Annotated in this window: 14 protein-coding genes; 8 read left to right on the top strand and 6 right to left on the bottom strand. The window is 59.0% G+C overall.

The genetic code is table 11. The features are described from left to right. Nucleotides 1-6: 6 nt before the first annotated feature. From GYM54_RS02180 to GYM54_RS02160, 5 genes are all read right to left on the bottom strand, one after another. Nucleotides 7-819: a crotonase/enoyl-CoA hydratase family protein gene (locus GYM54_RS02180; protein WP_197444742.1), complete on the bottom strand. Its 813-nt coding sequence runs from the start codon at nucleotides 817-819 to the stop codon at nucleotides 7-9. Nucleotides 820-1006: 187 nt separating this feature from the next. Next, nucleotides 1007-3259, bottom strand: a complete 2253-nt coding sequence (locus GYM54_RS02175) for an arginine/lysine/ornithine decarboxylase (protein WP_197444741.1) — start codon at nucleotides 3257-3259, stop codon at nucleotides 1007-1009. A gap of 114 nt (nucleotides 3260-3373) precedes the next feature. Beyond that, nucleotides 3374-4135: a DNA polymerase III subunit epsilon gene (gene dnaQ / locus GYM54_RS02170; RefSeq protein ID WP_197444740.1), complete on the bottom strand. Its 762-nt coding sequence runs from the start codon at nucleotides 4133-4135 to the stop codon at nucleotides 3374-3376. A gap of 12 nt (nucleotides 4136-4147) precedes the next feature. Then, the gene (rnhA, locus tag GYM54_RS02165) at nucleotides 4148-4600 is read right to left on the bottom strand and encodes a ribonuclease HI (RefSeq protein WP_131648651.1); all 453 of its coding nucleotides are present in this window, start codon (nucleotides 4598-4600) and stop codon (nucleotides 4148-4150) included. 15 nt (nucleotides 4601-4615) lie between these two features. Further along, nucleotides 4616-5371 (bottom strand): class I SAM-dependent methyltransferase, encoded by a 756-nt coding sequence (locus tag GYM54_RS02160; RefSeq protein ID WP_197444739.1) that lies wholly within the window; start codon nucleotides 5369-5371, stop codon nucleotides 4616-4618. Between the two features lie 111 nt (nucleotides 5372-5482). On the opposite strand from GYM54_RS02160, the gene gloB reads away from it, so the two are divergent. Both gloB and GYM54_RS02150 read left to right on the top strand, forming a co-directional pair. After that, nucleotides 5483-6262 carry a hydroxyacylglutathione hydrolase gene (gene gloB / locus GYM54_RS02155; protein WP_197444738.1) on the top strand — a complete coding sequence of 260 codons (780 nt, stop codon included), beginning with the start codon at nucleotides 5483-5485 and terminating at the stop codon, nucleotides 6260-6262. A gap of 99 nt (nucleotides 6263-6361) precedes the next feature. After that, nucleotides 6362-7909, top strand: coding sequence for a LysM peptidoglycan-binding domain-containing protein (locus GYM54_RS02150; protein WP_181103774.1), 1548 nt, complete (start codon nucleotides 6362-6364; stop codon nucleotides 7907-7909). A gap of 20 nt (nucleotides 7910-7929) precedes the next feature. Here GYM54_RS02150 and GYM54_RS02145 read toward each other — a convergent pair whose 3' ends face one another. Further along, complete coding sequence (locus GYM54_RS02145; protein WP_231752136.1) at nucleotides 7930-9375, bottom strand: HDOD domain-containing protein; 1446 nt, start codon at nucleotides 9373-9375, stop codon at nucleotides 7930-7932. A 406-nt stretch (nucleotides 9376-9781) separates the two neighbouring features. Here GYM54_RS02145 and GYM54_RS02140 point away from each other — a divergent pair, with 406 nt between their 5' ends. From GYM54_RS02140 to fabI, 6 genes are read left to right on the top strand one after another with little or no spacing between them, the layout of a single operon-like run. After that, nucleotides 9782-11611: an extracellular solute-binding protein gene (locus GYM54_RS02140; RefSeq protein ID WP_181103777.1), complete on the top strand. Its 1830-nt coding sequence runs from the start codon at nucleotides 9782-9784 to the stop codon at nucleotides 11609-11611. Further along, nucleotides 11608-13476, top strand: a complete 1869-nt coding sequence (locus GYM54_RS02135) for an extracellular solute-binding protein (protein ID WP_181103780.1) — start codon at nucleotides 11608-11610, stop codon at nucleotides 13474-13476. Before GYM54_RS02140 ends, GYM54_RS02135 begins: the two co-directional genes overlap by 4 nt. Before the next feature lie 2 nt (nucleotides 13477-13478). Beyond that, a complete protein-coding gene (locus GYM54_RS02130; RefSeq protein ID WP_181103783.1) occupies nucleotides 13479-14552 on the top strand; it encodes a microcin C ABC transporter permease YejB in 1074 nt (357 codons plus the stop codon). Between the two features lies 1 nt (nucleotide 14553). Further along, the gene (locus GYM54_RS02125; protein ID WP_181103786.1) at nucleotides 14554-15573 is read left to right on the top strand and encodes an ABC transporter permease; all 1020 of its coding nucleotides are present in this window, start codon (nucleotides 14554-14556) and stop codon (nucleotides 15571-15573) included. A gap of 1 nt (nucleotide 15574) precedes the next feature. Continuing rightward, complete coding sequence (locus tag GYM54_RS02120; RefSeq protein WP_181103789.1) at nucleotides 15575-17221, top strand: ABC transporter ATP-binding protein; 1647 nt, start codon at nucleotides 15575-15577, stop codon at nucleotides 17219-17221. Further along, nucleotides 17202-17996, top strand: coding sequence for an enoyl-ACP reductase FabI (fabI, locus tag GYM54_RS02115; RefSeq protein WP_181103792.1), 795 nt, complete (start codon nucleotides 17202-17204; stop codon nucleotides 17994-17996). Before GYM54_RS02120 ends, fabI begins: the two co-directional genes overlap by 20 nt. The last annotated feature ends 50 nt before the right edge of the window (nucleotides 17997-18046 follow it).

Genomic DNA, 18046 nt, shown 5'->3' with positions numbered 1-18046 from the left:
GGTTCATCAGTCGGCAAAATCCGGTTTCTGTTTACTCATATGAGCGGCCATGGCTACTTTGAGATCGGCCGACTGAAGCATTGCCGCATTCCAGGTAGCGATGTACTCGAGGCCATCGTCGACACGGTGATCACGCATATAACGGATCATTTGTTTGGTGCCGCGAATGGCGACCGGCGACTTCGCGGCGATCTCAGCCGCGAGTGCGAATACGGCAGCCATGAGGGCAGGTTGGTCGGCATACGCCCGATTGACCAAACCAATGGCCTGCGCTTCCTGTCCATCCACGCTTCGCCCGGTATAGGCGAGTTCGCGCATCATTCCATCGCCAATGATTCGTGGCAGACGCTGCAGCGTGCCGACATCCGCTGCCATGCCCATGTCGATTTCCTTGATGGAAAATCGCGCATCGAGCGTGCTGTGACGCATATCGCATGCGGCAATGAGATCTATTGCACCGCCGATGCAATAACCCTGAATGGCTGCGATAACCGGCTTTCGGCAGTTATCCACTGCATTGAACGAGGCCTGAAGCTTGAGTATCTGGCGGCGCAGGCTTTCTGCGTTGCGCCCGATATCCGTGCCCATCTGCATGGCGGCCTGTGCCAGCAGCTGTAGATCGATACCGGCCGAAAAATGTTTGCCCTCACCGGACAACACCACCACCCGAACCTCATCCGTATCGTCAATCCATTGGAAGATCTCGACGATTTCGCTCCAGAACGCAGCGTTCATGGCGTTGAGCTTGTCCGGCCGGTTGATCGCTACATGAGCGACTTTGTCCTTCAACTCCACACGGAAGGCTTGGTATTCAGTCACGCTATCATCCTCGACAGCCGAGGCACCTCAGTGCCTGAAACAGTGGGACAGTCCCTCCCCAGGGACTGCTCTCAGCCGAACAACTATAACAACAGCCGAGTGAAAGTCGATGCGGGAGGTTGTGACCCAGCCCACGGCCTTGCGCATCATCGGCTTTGACATTCGGCGATATCGCCAAGGCGACCAATCATCCTTCCAGGATGCAATCGACCGTATAGCGCATGCCGTCCGGGTGATCCTCGAGCTGCAGCCCGTGGACATCGGCATCAAAGCCCGGAAAGCGCGCGGCGAAACGTTGTGCGAATTGGAGGTAGTCGAGTATCGAGCGCGTCTCAGCAGTGAACCGCTCGCCTGGCATGATCAGCGGAATCCCAGGCGGATAAGGCACCAGCATCACAGCGGCGATACGGCCCTCCAGCGCTTCGATGGGCACCGCCTCCACCTCGCCACGGACAAGCTTGTCATAGGCATCAGCCGGTTTCATCGCCAACGCCGGCAGCGCCGTATACATCCGCCGCATGGCTCTGGCGGTCGCATTCTCCCGATAGCAGTCATGCAACGATTCGCAGAGGTCTCGCAGCCCCATGCCGACATACTGGCTGCCGCCGGCCTGCACTACGGAGGGCAGTGCATCGCACAGTGGTACGTTGCTGTCGTAGTGACGCTTGAACTCCAACAACTCGGTCAGCAAGGTGCTCCACTTGCCCTTGGTGATCCCCATAGAAAAGAGGACCAGGATCGAGTAGAGACCGGTCTTTTCCACCACTAGGCCGCGCTCCCAGAGAAATTTGCTGACGACTGCTGCAGGAATGCCGCTCTCGCCCAGCTTGCCACCGGCGGTAAGCCCGGGGGTGACCAACGTGACCTTGATCGGATCGAGCAGCACGTAGTCATTCGCGACGTCGCCGAAACCATGCCAGTCCGCTTCAGGCTCCAGCAACCAGTCCGCCGTGACCAGCTCGTCGGCTCCGTCCGCTGCCGTGGGCTGCCAGATACTGAACCACCAGTCGCCCTCAGGCAGATGCTGTCGAAGATTGGCCAGCGCGCGCCGAAAGCTCAGCGCCTCGTCGAAGGTCTCCTGAATCAGCGAGCGGCCGGCGGGGCCTTCCATCATGGCCGAAGCCACATCGAGCGATGCGAGAATGCCGTACTGCGGCGATGTCGAGATATGCATCATGAAGGCTTCATTGAAGCGATCACGATCCAGCTGCCGCTGCTCGCTATCGAGCACATGGATCATCGAAGCCTGGCTGAACGCCGCCAATACCTTGTGCGTCGAGTGGGTGGTGAACACCAGGGGCCCCTGCTCGCGCGTGTCCATTCCATAGCGGCCGTCATAAAACTCGTGAAACGCGGCATAGGCGTACCAGGCCTCGTCGAAATGCAGCACATCGACACTGTTGCCGAGGGTTCGCTTGATCAGGTTGGCGTTGTAGCAAAGGCCGTCGTAGGTGGAGTTGGTCACGACTGCCAGCTTCACCCTCGGCGCACGCCCGCGGGTCAGCGGGTTGGCATCGATCTTGGCTTGAATCGAGGCCGGAGAAAACTCTTCGAGCGGAATGGGGCCGATGATGCCGAGCTCGTTGCGTGAAGGCACCAGATAGAGCGGAATCGCGCCGGTCATGATGATCGAGTGCAGTATCGACTTATGGCAGTTACGGTCCACCAATACCAGGTCGTCGCGCGCCACCATCGAGTGCCACACGATCTTGTTGGCGGTCGACGTGCCGTTGATGACGAAAAAAGTATGATCGGCGCCAAAATTGCGCGCCGCACGCGCCTCGGCCGCCGCCAGCGGACCGGTGTGATCAAGCAGCGAACCGAGCTCGGGCACCGACACCGACAGATCGGAGCGCAGCGTGTTTTCGCCGAAGAACTGGTGAAACGCCTGGCCGACCGGGCTCTTGCGAAAAGCAACCCCGCCGCCATGGCCCGGTGTGTGCCACGAATAATTCGAGTCGCCCGTATGCTGAACCAGCGCGCGGAAAAACGGGGGCAGCAGGCCCTCCAGATAGGCGCGTGTAGCTCGTGCCACCTGCCGCGCCAGAAAAGGAACCGTATCCTCGAAGAGATAAAGCAGCCCACGCAGCTCATTCAGATCGGCCATCGCTTCGGCCGGAGCGTTCTCGATGGTGATCTGCTCGCCCAGCGCAAATATAGGAAGCTGTGGAGCACGACGCCTGGCGACACGGATCAACCCTACGACGTCCTGTAGCAGTCGCTGGTTCTCACCTGCGCCTTCGGCAGCAACCAGAATGCAGGCCAGGCCATGATGCGTCGAAGCGACGATACGGCCTTCAGCAGCGCTTGCGGTAGGAAGAATATGAAAGCCGTCGCGCTCGAGCTCAGTCGCGATTTCGCGAACCCGCTCGCCGGCGACGGTATCAGCCTTGATGTCGCGATGAACGATAAGGATGGGAAATTTCAGATCTTTGTACATGAGTGCTTCCTGAGAGCGTTCCCCTTCAGCGTAGAAGGTCCGCCCCCAAGCACCAAGCGTGAAATGCGATTGCGCCAGGCTGACGCGGCAAAGCGCTACCTCAGCGCTAAAGATTCAAGCAGGCAGGGCTTCCGCCTCGATGTCGGCGGGTTGTTCCAGCTGAACCCAGAGCGGTGCTGCTCCCGACGCTTTTTCAATCGCCTGCATGCGCGCCGCATGTGCAGCGACTTCTTCGGCGCTGGCGCGAATAACCAAGGTTCCAGCTCTATCGGCAGGCAGACGCCGAATCGGCGTCGCCTGTTGGCGGCCGCCGTTTTCAGAATCGGCGCCGTCCCCGGCCAGGGACAGATTGGTCTGCCCGCCCGTCATCGTCAGGAAGACGTCGGCGAGGATTTCCGCATCGAGCAATGCGCCGTGCAGATCACGACCGGAGTTGTCTACCCCGTAACGCTTGCACAGCGCGTCGAGGCTGTTGCGCTGCCCTGGATGACGCTCACGGGCCATTAGCAGGGTGTCGAGAATGCTGCAGTGATCGCTCAGCTCGGAGCGATCCTGCTGTCCGAGCAGAGCGAACTCGTTGTTGATGAAGCCGACGTCGAACGCTGCGTTGTGAATGATCAGCTGGGCGCCCTTGATGAATTCGAAGAACTCATCGGCGACATCCTTGAACCGTGGTTTATCGGTCAGGAATTCATTGGTGATGCCGTGGACCGCGATTGCGCCCTCGTCCACTTCACGATCCGGCTGCAGATACACGTGATAATGCCGACCGGTAAGGCGGCGACCGATGACTTCGACACAGCCGATCTCGATGATCCGGTGGCCGTCGGTCACCGGCATGCCAGTGGTTTCGGTATCCAGCACTACGCTACGCATATTTCAACTCACTCAAGCGGTTTGTCGTTTGGCCTGTACTACGCCGCGATTGGCCAGAAGATCGGCGCGCTCGTTACCTGGGTGGCCGGTATGCCCGCGCACCCACTGCCAGCTCACCTGATGACGATTGACCTGCTCATCTAGCAATCGCCATAGATCAGCATTTTTTACCGGCTGCTTGGTAGCTGTCTTCCAGCCGCGCTTCTTCCAGTTGGGCATCCAATCGTTGATACCCTGCATGACATATTGGGAGTCGGTCACCAACCGCACCGGGCATGACCTTTTCAGCTCTTCCAATGCGCGAATCGCCGCCATCAACTCCATACGGTTGTTGGTGGTTTCCGCTTCACCACCCCAAAGCTCACGCTCTACACCTTTATAGATAAGCAGCGCGCCCCAGCCACCCGGCCCCGGATTACCCTTGCAGGCGCCATCGGTGTATATCTCGACTACGTCTTCATTCATGAAGGATGTTCGACCTTACTGTTCGGCATCGCGGCGGCTGACTTTCGCCACCGGCATTGGTAACAGCTGACCCATGCGCTCCCGACGGCTCTGCCGCAGAGGACGCAGCCCCACCATCAGCTTTCGCGCCACCAGCAGGTAGAAACCGCCAGTAGGCATTTGCAGCCGTTGGCCGACGACTTCCAGCGCGGATAATCGCGTCTGCCAGGCGCTCGAAGAAAGCGGCGGACAATAGCATCCGAACCTGCGTTTCTCCAGTGCAAACCCGAGCAGGTTCAGCCAATCGCCGACGCGTGTGGGGCGGATGCAGCGAGCTTGGCGAAAGGTCTTGCGTGACAGCAGGCGCGCCGCCCCCCAGGTACTCCACGGATTGACCCCGACGATCACCAGATGGCCGCCCGGCCGAACGCTACGAGCTGCTTCGCGCAGCAAGGCATGCGGTGACAGACTGAAATCGAGGCCATGCTGAACCACGACCACATCAGCGGCATGTTCACCGATCGGCCAAGATTGCTCTTCGCAAACGATCTCAACTCCAGGAAGCGGCGGCCCCAGCCGGACACTGCGCTTGATTTTTTGCGACTCGATCGGAGCGCTTGCAAAAGGGCCGTAGTGCACCAGATAACTGCCAAAACAACGCGATAGCTGTTGATCGATCGCCTGCTGCTCCTGCGTCAGCAATTGACGACCCGACGGGCTGTCGAACCAGGCGCTGGCATCGTTCATCAGTGACAGCCAGCGGTCATCCGACTTGGTACAAGACTCACTCATGGTTAGCCTCCGTTCATCGGTTCGGCCGAACCGATAAATGCTACCGGTCGGTTCAACTTTCCAGTTCGACTGCTAGGATGCGCCTTTGCTAATGACTTGGCGACCGGTCCCATGTTGAAAATCGAAGCACTGCCCGCGTTCATCGACAACTACATATGGCTGCTCATGGATCCTGAGCAACGTCGCTGCGTAGCGGTGGACCCAGGCGATGCCGCCCCCGTTCAGACGTGGCTGGACGTGCATCCCGACTGGCGTTTGACCGATATATTGATAACCCATCACCACCACGATCATGTGGGCGGGGTGCAGCAACTCAAGACCCGACATGGAGCCAGGATCTACGGCCCGGCCGCAGAGAATATTCCTGCCCGGGACGAGGCCCTAGTCGACGGACAACGCATCTGCATCCTCGATCACGATCTGGACGTCATCGAGGTGCCCGGCCATACCAGCGGCCATATCGCCTACTATCATGACAACCCTCAGGAGCCTTGGCTGCTGAGTGGCGACACCCTGTTTGCCGCAGGCTGCGGCCGCCTTTTCGAGGGGACGGCAGCCCAGATGTTCAACTCACTAGGACGGTTGGCAGCGCTGCCGGCGCAAACACGCGTTTATTGCACGCACGAATACACCTTGAGCAATTTGCGCTTTGCCCAAGCGGTCGAGCCGGGCAATCCGGCGATTGCCGAGCGCCTCGAACGAGTCGCCCAGATGCGTGAGGCGAAACGCATCACCCTCCCCTCCGATCTACGCACCGAGCAAGCCACAAATCCCTTCCTGCGTAGCGCCGAGCCAGCCGTGGCCGCTGCGGCAAGCCAGCACGCTGGGCGCGAACTTGCCACAGCAGAAGCCGTTTTCGCAGCCCTGCGCGCTTGGAAAGATAGCTTCTGACGGAGTCGACCACTCCCCAAAAACAGGTTCGTCGGGTTGACCCACCGGAACGGCATTCCTACACTCCCCCGAATTTGCGCCAAGGGAACCCTTCAGCCAATGCCGTCTGACTCTTCGAACAGCCCTCATCCGGACGCCTTGGCAGCCTCCGGCCGGGCCCTGGCGCTAGCAATCTGTCTCGCTATTACGGGCTGCCAGAGCACCGCGCCGCGTGCGCCGACCGGCAGCGATATCCAGACGCGAGCGGTGCCACAGGTACAAGAAACGCTGTGGCTCACCCAGGCGCCTGCCGTACCGACGCACTCCGACGTTTGGGATCGCATCAGACATGGGTTCAAGCTCCAAGATTATCTGGGCAGCAATCCGCGTATCGAGCAGCAGCGCCTCCTGTTCTCCAGCCGGACGAACTCCATCGAGATCGCCAGCGAGCGAGGCAGTCCCTACATCCACTACATCGTCGAGCAGCTGGAAGAGCGCGACATGCCGCTCGAGCTGGCACTGTTACCGATAATCGAGAGCGCCTATAACCCGTTCGCTTACTCTCCAGCCAAAGCCATGGGCCTATGGCAGTTCATTCCCGCGACTGGCAGGCACTTCAACCTGCAGCAAACCAGCTGGTATGACGGCAGGCGCGACATTACCGCCTCCACCGCCGCAGCGTTGCGCTACCTGACCTATCTGCATGGCCTGTTCAACGACGACTGGCTGCTGGCCCTGGCTGCCTACAACGCAGGCGAAGGAACCGTCAGCCGAGCGATCGAGCGCAACCAAAAACTCGGCTTGCCGACCGACTACTGGAATCTACCTCTGCCCCAAGAAACGCGCGATTACGTGCCTAAACTGCTGGCGCTTTCGCAGATGGTGCAAAGCCCCGAGGCATACGGCCTCAATCTGAACCCGATCGCCAACGAACCCTACTTCGAAGTCGTCGCGCTCAAGCAACGCATGGATCTCGCGAGAGTCGCCGAAATGGCGGACATGGAGGAAGACGAGGTCTACCAGTTGAATCCAGCATTTACCCGCCGCATCACACTTGATGGGCCGCAGCACCTCCTGGTCCCGAGTGACAAGGTCGAGATGTTCTCGGCCAACCTGGCATTGATGAAGCCACAGGATTTGGTCGACTGGCAGCAGTACAAGGTGCGCCCCGGCGACACGCTCGGAGCGATCGCCAACAGGCATCGCCTCTCTGTCAATATCATTCGGGACATTAACCGTCTTCGAAGTGACCGCTTGCAAATCGGGCAAGTGCTGAGCATTCCTCAATCGGTTGCTATAGGGCAGTCTCGAGAACTGCTGCATGCCGTTGCGAGAAGCCAGCCAGCTCCGCGCAGCTACCGAGTCCGCAAGGGCGACAATCTCTGGGATATCGCCAAGACGCAGAACGTCTCGGTAGGTGACCTGCAGCGCTGGAACAACTTATCGGGAAGCAATATCAAGGTGGGCCAGGCGCTATTTCTGCAGGCAGCCGGCAGCAATCAGCGCGCCAAACCCGCACCGACTTATTACAAAGTCAAAAAAGGTGATTCGCTCTACGAAATCGCCAAGCGGTTCAACGTTCAGATCAATAATCTGAAGATTTGGAATCCCAGGGATAGCGCGATGCTCAAACCGGGGCAGACCCTTACCTTATACCTATCTCAATAAGGCATGGCAGGCGCGCCTTTTCAGCCGCGTCTGCTCAGCGCCTCGAGGCAGCGTCCGGCCAGTTGGGCGAATCGTTGAAAAGCCACGAACTGCTCATGTTTCAACGCTCGGCCGGAAATCCGGCTATCCGCGTAGAGCACACCGATTTCACGCGTACCCGCCATGATCGGTGCAATGAAGAACATGCCCTTGCCCAACTGCTGCCGAAGCGGCAATGTGACCAATTCATCGAGCTTGTAGCTTGCCGGCACGCCCATCCATAGCGGCTGACGTTGACGAAGCACGTAACTGAATATGTGCGTCTGGATCGACAGCTCGATAGGCAGGACGAAGGTTTCGAGCCAAGGCTGCGTCTGTTCCCCAACGACGCATTTTGCACGAAACGTCGTTTGTCGATCCGCAAGAACAGTCAGCATCACGCGCTCCAACCCGGCGCCCTCATGCAAACCTTTGAGTAACGCATCGAGGATCAACGCGACGTCGCCCTTGCCGGACGCCATCATCCCGAGATCCTGCATGGTCTGCTGCATCAACAGCAGATTTGGTTGCAAGTGGCTCGTTCTACGCTGCGCCTGCTGCAGCCGCACTTGTTCGGGGTCGGTTGATGGGATCAGCTTGCTTAATCGACTGGCGCCGAAGGTCGTCGCGATCTTGACCGCTTCATCGGCGCTCGCAAAGATTTGCTGCATCGCATCCGCTTCGGATATGCCGCAAAACTCGGCCAGCTCACTGACCAACTCCTCCATTCCGGGACTGCCCCATCCGTCCAGCGCAGCCGCGCTGATGCGCACCCCCAGGCTGATCGAATGCACGGCTGGATCCCGCAAATTAGCTGAACCATGAGCCAGGCTGGCGAGCTCTCCGATATTCCAGCTTTTGATCATGCCGAGATTCAACTGGCGGAAACTGGTGCCGAGCACGTCTTCAACCGCCTGCTCATGATCAGTGTCGCGGGCCGCCAGAGCCTCTGCGAGCTCATCGGCCTGCACACCACCGCACCCCCAGAAGGCAAGCTCGCCGACCTCATGCAGCAACGCCGCGATGAACACTTCTTCCTCATGTTTCGCCAGTACGTAACCGGCAATATTGCGCGCCTGCACCGCAGCGTGAAACGACCGTGCCAACAGTTCCTGCAGCTGCTGGCGCGGCGCGCGATCCATCAGCCCATCGATGAGACTGACTGAGAGACTGATCGAACGGACGTTATCGAAGCCGATCATGACGATCGCGCGAGAAATGGTCTTGATGGTTTCCTGTGACGGGTTGTAATAGCTGCTATTACCAACCCGAAGCACCTTGGCCGTCAGCGCGGCGTCGCGCAGCAGAACGTCGGCAAGTTGTTGCACGGAGGCATGCTGCTGCCCCGTAAGGCGCTGCAGCTCCTGCACGACCGTCGCCAATGCCGGTAACTCGGACTGGTTCAAGCGGTCTATCCATGCCTGCAAACCGTAGCTAGTTTCACTCAAGATTTTGCGACCTCACCGAGGGTCTGTTGACGTTTCGTCGCGAGCCGCGTTGCTGCGCCAAATGGCGCCAGGCCAGGCGCGGGACGCAGGTAATGGTTGCTCCCTTGCCAAGTCCCGCAACGCCGCATGGCGCCATCTGCCGCGCAACCCTTCGGGCCGGGCCTGTTTTGGCGCGATGCGGCGTTTCTCGTCGCTTATTTGGAACGACCAAACTTCACTCCTCGTGCCTTGCTTCGCGCCAAAACAGGCTTCGGCGCGGCCGCGAACGAAACGTCAACAGACCCTAACGCCACGGCAGCTATAGCGGGCAGTGTGCCCAGATGGCCGGCCTTTTTCCAGCGGATACAAGCTGTTACTGTAGCCGGCCGAAAAGACCGAAAGCGCCATGGATCGGATTCACCGTTTGATGCGACCCATCCTATTGTTATTGAGCTGCCTGGGATTTAGCTTTCCGTCGTTCGCGACCATCAGCGAGAGCCACGGTTATGCCCAGTTCGGCACCCTCAAGTATGCGAAAGACTTCACCCACTTCGACTGGGTGAATCCCGATGCCCCGAAGGGGGGCCGTGTACGATTAATGGCTTCAGGCACGTTCGACACGCTCAACCCCTACACTTTCAAAGGGACCAGCCCGACCGCGACGCCAGGGTTCTTCCAATATGGCATCAGTGAGCTGAACGAACCGTTGATGGTGGGAACGGGCGTTTATGATCCTTCCGGCGATGAGTCTGCTTCGGCCTACGGGCTTATCGCCGAAACCATCGAGTACAGCGACAACCATAGCTGGGTGGTATTCAATCTGCGCGATTCGGCTCGCTTTCATGATGGCCAACCGATCACGGCTTATGACGTAGCCTTTTCCTATCGTTTGCTGGTCAAGGATGGTCATCCGCGCTTTCGCACCGACCTGCAAGGCATCGAGCGCGTCGACATACTCAACCGCCACCGGATTCGCTTCGTATTCGACAAGCCCGGCAATCCGCTGCTGATCATGCGCCTCGGCGAACTACCGGTACTGCCGCAACATTATTGGAAAGACCGCGATTTCCGCGCCACGACGTTCGAGCCACCACTGGGTAGCGGCCCTTACCGCATCAGCGAGGTGCAACCGGGACGCCGGGTAACCTTCGAGCGGGTGAAGGACTGGTGGGGCGCGGAGCTTCCAGCCAACCGCGGCAAATACAATTTCAACCGTGTCGACGTCGAGTTCTATCGAGACAGCACGGTTGCATTCGAAGCTTTCAAGGTCGGCGAATTCGACTTCTACATCGAGCATCAGGCGAAGAACTGGGCCAACGGTTACCAGTTTCCCGCTGTTCTGCGCGGTGACGTGATCCGCGCTGAAATCCCGCATCAGATCCCCACCCAGACGCAGGCGCTGTTCATGAACGGGCGCAGGCAGACCTTTGCCGACATCAGGATTCGTCAGGCCTTGGGCATGATGTTCGATTTTGAATGGACCAACCGCGCGCTGTTCTATGGCGCTTATCAGCGCAGCGAAAGCTACTATCCGAACAGCGACTTCGCGGCGACCGGCACACCGAAAGGAGGTGAATGGTTGCTGTTGTCGCCTTTCCGCGACCAGTTGCCCGCCGAACTATTCACCGAGCCCTACGAACTGCCGAAAACGGACGGGCGCGGTATTCCACGCGACACCTTGCGCGAAGCGCTCAACCTACTCAATCAAGCTGGCTGGAAACTGACGGCTGATGGTCTTCGCGACCACGCAGGCCGCGCTTTCCAGTTCGAGATTCTGCTCGTCAATCCGCGACTAGAGCGCATTCTTCAGCCTTACGTGGAAAATATGGCTCGCATTGGCATACAGGCTCGCTTGCGTACCGTTGATAGTGCGCAGTATAAGCAGCGCCTGGATCAGTACGACTACGACATGATTCTGACAACGCTGGGTCAGAGCCTCAGCCCTGGCCTCGAACAGTGGCTGTATTTCCACTCCAGCCAGGTGAACGTCAAAGGTGGCCGCAATTACGCCGGCATCGCCAACCCATTGATCGATGAGCTGATCGGCAAATTGCTGGCGGCCAAAACCAGAGAAGAGCAGATCGCCGCCGCGCGCGCCATCGACCGCGTTTTGCTCTGGAATCACTACACCATCCCCAACTGGTACATCAGTTACCACCGCCTGGCGTACCGCAATCGGTTCGCCCATGTCACCACGCCGCCGTACACTCTCGGGTTGCGTGCCTGGTGGCTGAAGGATCTGGAGAAGGCTCAATGACAAGAAACATACGATTACCGATCCTGCATACGGGAATCCTTGCCGTGTTATGCCTTCTGGGCGTTGCCCAAGCGGCGCCCCGGCATGCATTGACGCTGTACGACGAGCCGGCCAAGTATTCCGCTGACTTCTCTCACTTCGATTACGTCAACCCCAATGCGCCCAAGGGCGGCACGCTGCGACAGGCAGGCTTCGGCGGTTTCGATTCGCTCAACCCTTTCATCAATAAAGGCGTCGCTGCGGACGACATCGGCCTGATCTACGACACTCTGACGACCAGCAGCCTGGATGAACCTTTCACGGTTTACGGCCTGCTGGCAGAAAAGATCGAAAAGGGCCCGAACAATGAGTGGGTTCGCTTCCATCTACGGCCCGAAGCGCGCTTTCACGACGGCGAGCCGGTTGAGGCGGAAGATGTCGTATTTACCTTCGAGACGCTGATAAGCCAGGGCGCGCCGCACTACCGTGGCTACTACGCCGACGTAGAGAAAGCCGTGGCCGAAAGTCCACGCCGCGTGCGTTTCGACTTCAAGCATGGCGGCAACCGCGAACTGCCGCTGATTCTCGGACAATTACCGGTCCTGCCGAAGCACTGGTGGGCCGAGCGGGACTTCACCTCCGGCAGCATGGAGCCGCCGCTAGGCAGTGGCCCCTATCGAATCGAACGCGCGGAAGCTGGACGCTCGGTGCGCTATGCCCGTGTCGAGGACTATTGGGGCAAGGACCTAGCCGTCAACCGCGGCTTTTACAACTTCGACCATGTGCACCACGATTACTACCGCGACAACACGGTAGCGCTACAGGCCTTCAAGGCCGGACATTTCGATTACTGGCTGGAAACCAGCGCGAAGAACTGGGCGACCGCCTACGATACCGACGCGGTCCGAGACGGGCGGATCATCAAGGACGAGATCGCCAATCACAATCCGCAAGGCATGCAGGGCTTCATCTTCAATACTCGCCGACAACACCTTCAAGACATCAGGGTTCGAGAAGCCCTGGCGCTGCTGTTCGATTTCGAATGGACCAATCGCCAGCTGTTCAACGGCGCCTACACCCGCACCACCAGCTACTTCGACAATTCGGAACTCGCCTCCTCGGGCATGCCGAGCGAGAACGAACTGAGCATTCTCGAACCCCTGCGTGGCCAAATACCCGAAGAGGTGTTCGAAAAATCCTTCGAACTGCCGCAGACCAACGCCGACGGCATGATCCGAGAGCAGCAGCGCCGCGCTTACGAGCTACTCACCGACGCTGGCTGGAAGATTGAAAACGATCGCATGGTGGATGCCGAGGGCAAGCCGGTAAAACTGGAGTTTCTGCTGGTACAGGCCGACTTCGAACGGGTGCTCCTCCCGTACAAGCGCAACCTTGCCGGTCTGGGGATCGAGCTGGAGATCCGCCGGGTCGACGTATCTCAATACATCAACCGGTTGCGCTCGCGCGACTACGACATGATCGTTAGCGGTTTCGGCCAATCCAGCTCTCCGGGCAACGAACAGCGCGAGTACTGGCATTCAGCGAGTGCGGACAATCCCGGCAGCCGCAACTTCATTGGGCTGAAGGACCCAGCCATCGATACGCTGGTGGAAAAGCTGATCGCCGCCGACTCGCGTGAAGAGCTGATCACCCGCACCCGCGCATTGGATCGCGTACTGCTTTGGGGGCACTACGTGATTCCGAACTGGCACATCAAGACCTGGCGTGTGGCGTACTGGAATCATCTGGCTCACCCCAAAACGACACCTCGTTACGATATTGGCCTGATGACCTGGTGGCACAAGCCCAACGTCGACAGCCCCGATCCGCAAGAGCCAATCACAGAATCAGACGCCAGCGACTCCACCCGAGCAGCGGAGCGATAGGCATGCTGGCGTACATTTTCCGGCGTTTGCTGCTGATCATTCCCACCCTGTTCGGCATTCTGCTGATCAACTTCATCATCATCCAGGCCGCGCCTGGGGGGCCGGTCGAGCAGGCGATCGCCAAACTCGAAGGGTTCGAAGGCGCGACGAGCCGCATTGCAGGTGGTGGCTCTGAAGTGGCTACCGGCAGCAACAGCTATCGGGGCGCGCAAGGGCTAGACCCGGACCTGATCGCGGAGATTGAACGTCTGTACGGCTTCGACAAACCGGCACCGGAACGTTTCTGGATCATGCTCAGCAACTATCTGCGCCTGGATTTCGGCGAAAGCTTCTTCCGTGACGCCAAGGTGACCGATCTGATCATCGAAAAGATGCCGGTGTCGATCTCGCTGGGGCTATGGAGCACGCTGATCATGTATCTGGCGTCGATACCGCTGGGTATCGCCAAGGCGACTCGTCATGGCAGCCCTTTCGATGTCTGGACCAGTTCGGCGATTATCATCGGCTATGCGATACCGGCATTTCTGTTCGCCATCCTGCTGATCGTACTGTTTGCCGGTGGCAGCTACTGGAACTGGTTTCCGTTGCGAGGGCTGTCTTCGGGCAATTTCGATGAGCTGACGCTGGGCGGCAAGATTCTCGACTACTTCTGGCACTTGGCGCTTCCGGTCACGGCCCTGGTCATCGGCAACTTCGCGACCCTGACCCTGCTGACGAAAAATAGCTTTCTCGACGAAATCAACAAGCAGTACGTGATCACGGCACGAGCCAAGGGCCTGAGCAAGAATCGCGTTCTCTACGGCCATGTCTTTCGCAACGCAATGCTGATCATCATCGCGGGTTTTCCAGCAGCCTTCATCGGTATGTTCTTCACCGGTTCGCTGTTGATCGAAGTGATCTTCTCGCTCGACGGCCTTGGCCTGCTCAGCTTCGAAGCCGCCATCAACCGCGACTATCCCGTCGTGTTCGGCACCCTCTTCCTGTTCACCCTGCTCGGCTTGGTGGTCAAGCTGATCGGTGATCTGACCTACACACTGGTCGATCCGCGAATCGATTTCGAAAGCAGGGAGGCCTGAGATGCAGCTGTCGCCGCTGAATCAGCGCCGCTTCGCCCTGTTCAAAGCCCACAAACGCGGCTGGTGGTCGCTGTGGATATTTCTCACCCTGTTCGTGCTGAGTCTCGGAGCCGAGCTGATTGCCAACGACAAGCCGATCGTGGTGCGCTTCGACGGCGGCTGGTATTTCCCCGTATTCGAACGCTATCCGGAGACGGTGTTCGGCGGCGAATTCCCGCTGCAGGCCGATTACAAGGGGCCGTACATTCAGGAGCTGATCGAAAAGAAGGACGGCTGGATGATCTGGCCACCGATTCCATTCCATCACTCCAGCATCAATTACGACCTTCAGGTGCCTGCGCCCGCCCCGCCATCTTGGAGTAACTGGCTGGGTACCGATGATCAGGGCCGCGACGTATTGGCCCGGATCATCTACGGTTTCCGCATCTCGGTATTGTTCGCGCTGACCCTGACGCTGATCAGTTCGGTGATAGGCGTCGTAGCCGGTGCGTTGCAGGGCTTCTACGGCGGCTGGGTGGATCTCGTCGGTCAGCGGGTCCTGGAAATCTGGTCCGGATTGCCGGTGCTCTATCTGCTCATCATCCTTGCGAGCTTCGTGCAGCCGAATTTCTGGTGGTTGCTTGGCATCATGCTGCTGTTTTCCTGGATGAGCCTGGTCGATGTCGTGCGCGCCGAGTTCTTGCGTGGACGCAACCTCGAATACGTCCGCGCTGCACGGGCGTTGGGCATGCGCAACGGCGCAATCATGTTCCGTCACATCCTTCCGAATGCGATGGTGTCGACCATGACCTTCATGCCGTTCATCCTGACCGGAGCAATTGGCACGCTAACCGCTTTGGACTTCCTTGGCTTCGGCCTGCCGCCTGGTGCCCCATCGCTGGGCGAACTGGTCGCGCAAGGCAAGGCGAATCTGCAGGCGCCTTGGCTTGGCATCAGTGCATTCATGGTGTTGGCCGTCATGCTGACTCTGCTGGTATTCATCGGCGAGGCCGCTCGCGATGCCTTCGATCCAAGGAAATAGCATGGCTGAGAATCTGATAGAGGTCCGCGATCTGGCCGTCGAGTTCGCCACCGGGGACCGGGTTCAGCGGGTCGTAGAAGGTGTTAGCTTCGATATCCGCAAGGGCGAGACCCTGGCACTGGTGGGTGAAAGCGGTTCCGGCAAGTCCGTCACGGCTCATTCGATCCTGCGCCTGCTGCCCTACCCGCTCGCCCAACATCCAGCCGGTGAAATCCGCTACTCCGGTGAAGACCTGCTCAAGGCAACCGAAAAACGCATGCGTGGCATACGTGGCGACCGCATCGCCATGGTGTTCCAGGAGCCGATGACATCGCTGAATCCGCTGCATACCGTTGGCAAGCAGATCAATGAAGTGCTGCAGATTCACAAGGGCCTCAACGGCAAAGCCGCCACGGCACGCACCCTCGAGCTTCTCGAACTGGTCGGCATTCCAGAACCTGCCAAGCGTATTCGTGCCTATCCGCACGAACTGTCAGGCGGTCAGCGTCAACGTGTGGTGATCGCCATGGCGCTGGCGAACGAACCCGAACTGCTCATCGCCGATGAACCGACCACAGCGCTGGACGTAACGGTCCAGTTGAAAATCCTGGAGCTGCTCAAGGATCTGCAGGCACGCCTGGGCATGGCGCTGTTGCTGATCAGCCATGATCTAAACCTCGTTCGCCGAATCGCTCATCGTGTATGTGTCATGCAGAGCGGTCGCGTCGTCGAACAAGCGCATTGCGAAGAATTGTTTCGTTCGCCACAGCACCCCTATACCCGGGAGCTACTTGCGGCGGAGCCGAGCGGCGGTCCGGTAACAGTTGAAGCACCATCGCCGACGCTGCTGGAAGTGAATAATCTGCGCGTCTGGTTCCCTATCAAGAAGGGGTTATTCAGGCACACCGTCGATCACATCAAAGCGGTTGATGGCGTCACCTTCAGCTTGCCTAAGGGCCAGACGCTGGGCATCGTCGGGGAAAGCGGCTCGGGGAAATCTACGTTGGGGCTTGCAATCCTGCGGCTGCTAGCCAGCAATGGCGAAATCCGGTTTCAGGGTCAAGCACTGGAGAAGATGTCGCAACGTTTGGTACGTCCGTTGCGGCGTCAAATGCAGGTCGTATTTCAAGATCCATTCGGTAGCCTCAGTCCCCGAATGTCGGTCGGCCAGATTGTTGGCGAAGGGCTTGGCATTCATGGAATGGGCAATGCGGAGGAACAGGCGCAGGCAATCATCGATGCGCTGGTCGAGGTTGGGCTCGACCCGGAGAGCCGCCACCGCTATCCCCACGAATTCTCGGGGGGCCAGCGGCAGCGTATCGCGATAGCCAGAGCCCTGGTGCTCAAGCCGGAGCTGATCCTGCTCGATGAGCCAACCTCAGCGCTGGATAGAACCGTACAGCGGCAAGTCGTGGAGCTACTACGCTCGCTACAGGCCAAGTACAACCTGACCTACCTGTTCATCAGCCACGATCTGGCGGTGGTAAGAGCTCTGAGCCACCAGATGATGGTCGTCAAGCAAGGCAAGGTCGTTGAACAGGGAGTGGCCGAGGCTATCTTCGCCACCCCCCAACATCCATATACACAGCAGTTGCTGGAATCCGCCTTCATGGTGCCAGCGGCTGAACAACCAGAAGAGGGACAAGCACATGGGTTTTCTTACCGGTAAGCGCGTACTGATCGTTGGCGTCGCCAGCAAATTGTCGATCGCCTCGGGTATCGCCGCCGCCATGCATCGCGAAGGCGCTGAGCTGGCTTTTACCTATCAGAACGAAAAGCTCAAGGGGCGCGTCGAAGAGTTCGCCGCCGGCTGGGGCTCAGGTCCGGAGCTGTGCTTCCCCTGCGACGTCGCCAATGACGATGAAATCGTCCGGGTCTTTGAAGAGCTAGGCAAGAAGTGGGACGGCCTGGACGGCATCGTTCACTCGGTCGGGTTTGCACCAGGCGATCAGCTCGACGGCGACTTCACCGATGTCACCACTCGCGATGGCTTCAAGATCGCTCACGACATCAGCGCCTATAGCCTGGTCGCCCTGGCCAAGGCCGGTCGCCCGATGATGAAGGGCCGTAACGGCGCCATCCTCACCCTCTCCTACCTGGGCGCCGAGCGCACCATGCCTAACTACAACGTCATGGGCATGGCCAAGGCCAGTCTTGAAGCAGGCGTTCGTTACCTAGCCGGTAGCCTCGGCCCAGAGGGCACCCGCGTCAACGCCGTATCCGCAGGCCCGATCCGCACCTTGGCGGCATCTGGCATCAAAAGCTTCCGCAAGATGCTGGCAGCCAACGAGAAGCAGACACCGCTGCGTCGCAACGTCACCATCGAAGAAGTGGGTAATGCCGGCGCGTTCCTCTGCTCGGATCTCGCTTCCGGTATCAGTGGTGAAATTCTCTACGTCGACGGTGGCTTCAATACCACCGCAATGGGTGCGATCGAAGACTGAACCAGCGCCCATAAAAAACCCGCACCAAGTGCGGGTTTTTTTGCGCCTAA

Origin of the sequence: Pseudomonas sp. MTM4, from assembly GCF_019355055.1 — a bacterium.
Classification (GTDB): domain Bacteria; phylum Pseudomonadota; class Gammaproteobacteria; order Pseudomonadales; family Pseudomonadaceae; genus Stutzerimonas.
This window is presented reverse-complemented; position numbering and strand designations above follow the sequence as displayed.

Excerpts from the sequence above, each read along its gene's own strand:
- GYM54_RS02160 (WP_197444739.1), bottom strand. The coding sequence starts at position 5,371 with ATGAGTGAGTCTTGTACCAAGTCGGATGACCGCTGGCTGTCACTGATG.
- fabI (WP_181103792.1), top strand. The coding sequence starts at position 17,202 with ATGGGTTTTCTTACCGGTAAGCGCGTACTGATCGTTGGCGTCGCCAGC.
- GYM54_RS02175 (WP_197444741.1), bottom strand. The coding sequence starts at position 3,259 with ATGTACAAAGATCTGAAATTTCCCATCCTTATCGTTCATCGCGACATC.
- GYM54_RS02135 (WP_181103780.1), top strand. The coding sequence starts at position 11,608 with ATGACAAGAAACATACGATTACCGATCCTGCATACGGGAATCCTTGCC.
- gloB (WP_197444738.1), top strand. The coding sequence starts at position 5,483 with ATGTTGAAAATCGAAGCACTGCCCGCGTTCATCGACAACTACATATGG.
- rnhA (WP_131648651.1), bottom strand. The coding sequence starts at position 4,600 with ATGAATGAAGACGTAGTCGAGATATACACCGATGGCGCCTGCAAGGGT.
- GYM54_RS02140 (WP_181103777.1), top strand. The coding sequence starts at position 9,782 with ATGCGACCCATCCTATTGTTATTGAGCTGCCTGGGATTTAGCTTTCCG.
- GYM54_RS02150 (WP_181103774.1), top strand. The coding sequence starts at position 6,362 with ATGCCGTCTGACTCTTCGAACAGCCCTCATCCGGACGCCTTGGCAGCC.
- GYM54_RS02130 (WP_181103783.1), top strand. The coding sequence starts at position 13,479 with ATGCTGGCGTACATTTTCCGGCGTTTGCTGCTGATCATTCCCACCCTG.
- GYM54_RS02120 (WP_181103789.1), top strand. The coding sequence starts at position 15,575 with ATGGCTGAGAATCTGATAGAGGTCCGCGATCTGGCCGTCGAGTTCGCC.
- dnaQ (WP_197444740.1), bottom strand. The coding sequence starts at position 4,135 with ATGCGTAGCGTAGTGCTGGATACCGAAACCACTGGCATGCCGGTGACC.
- GYM54_RS02125 (WP_181103786.1), top strand. The coding sequence starts at position 14,554 with ATGCAGCTGTCGCCGCTGAATCAGCGCCGCTTCGCCCTGTTCAAAGCC.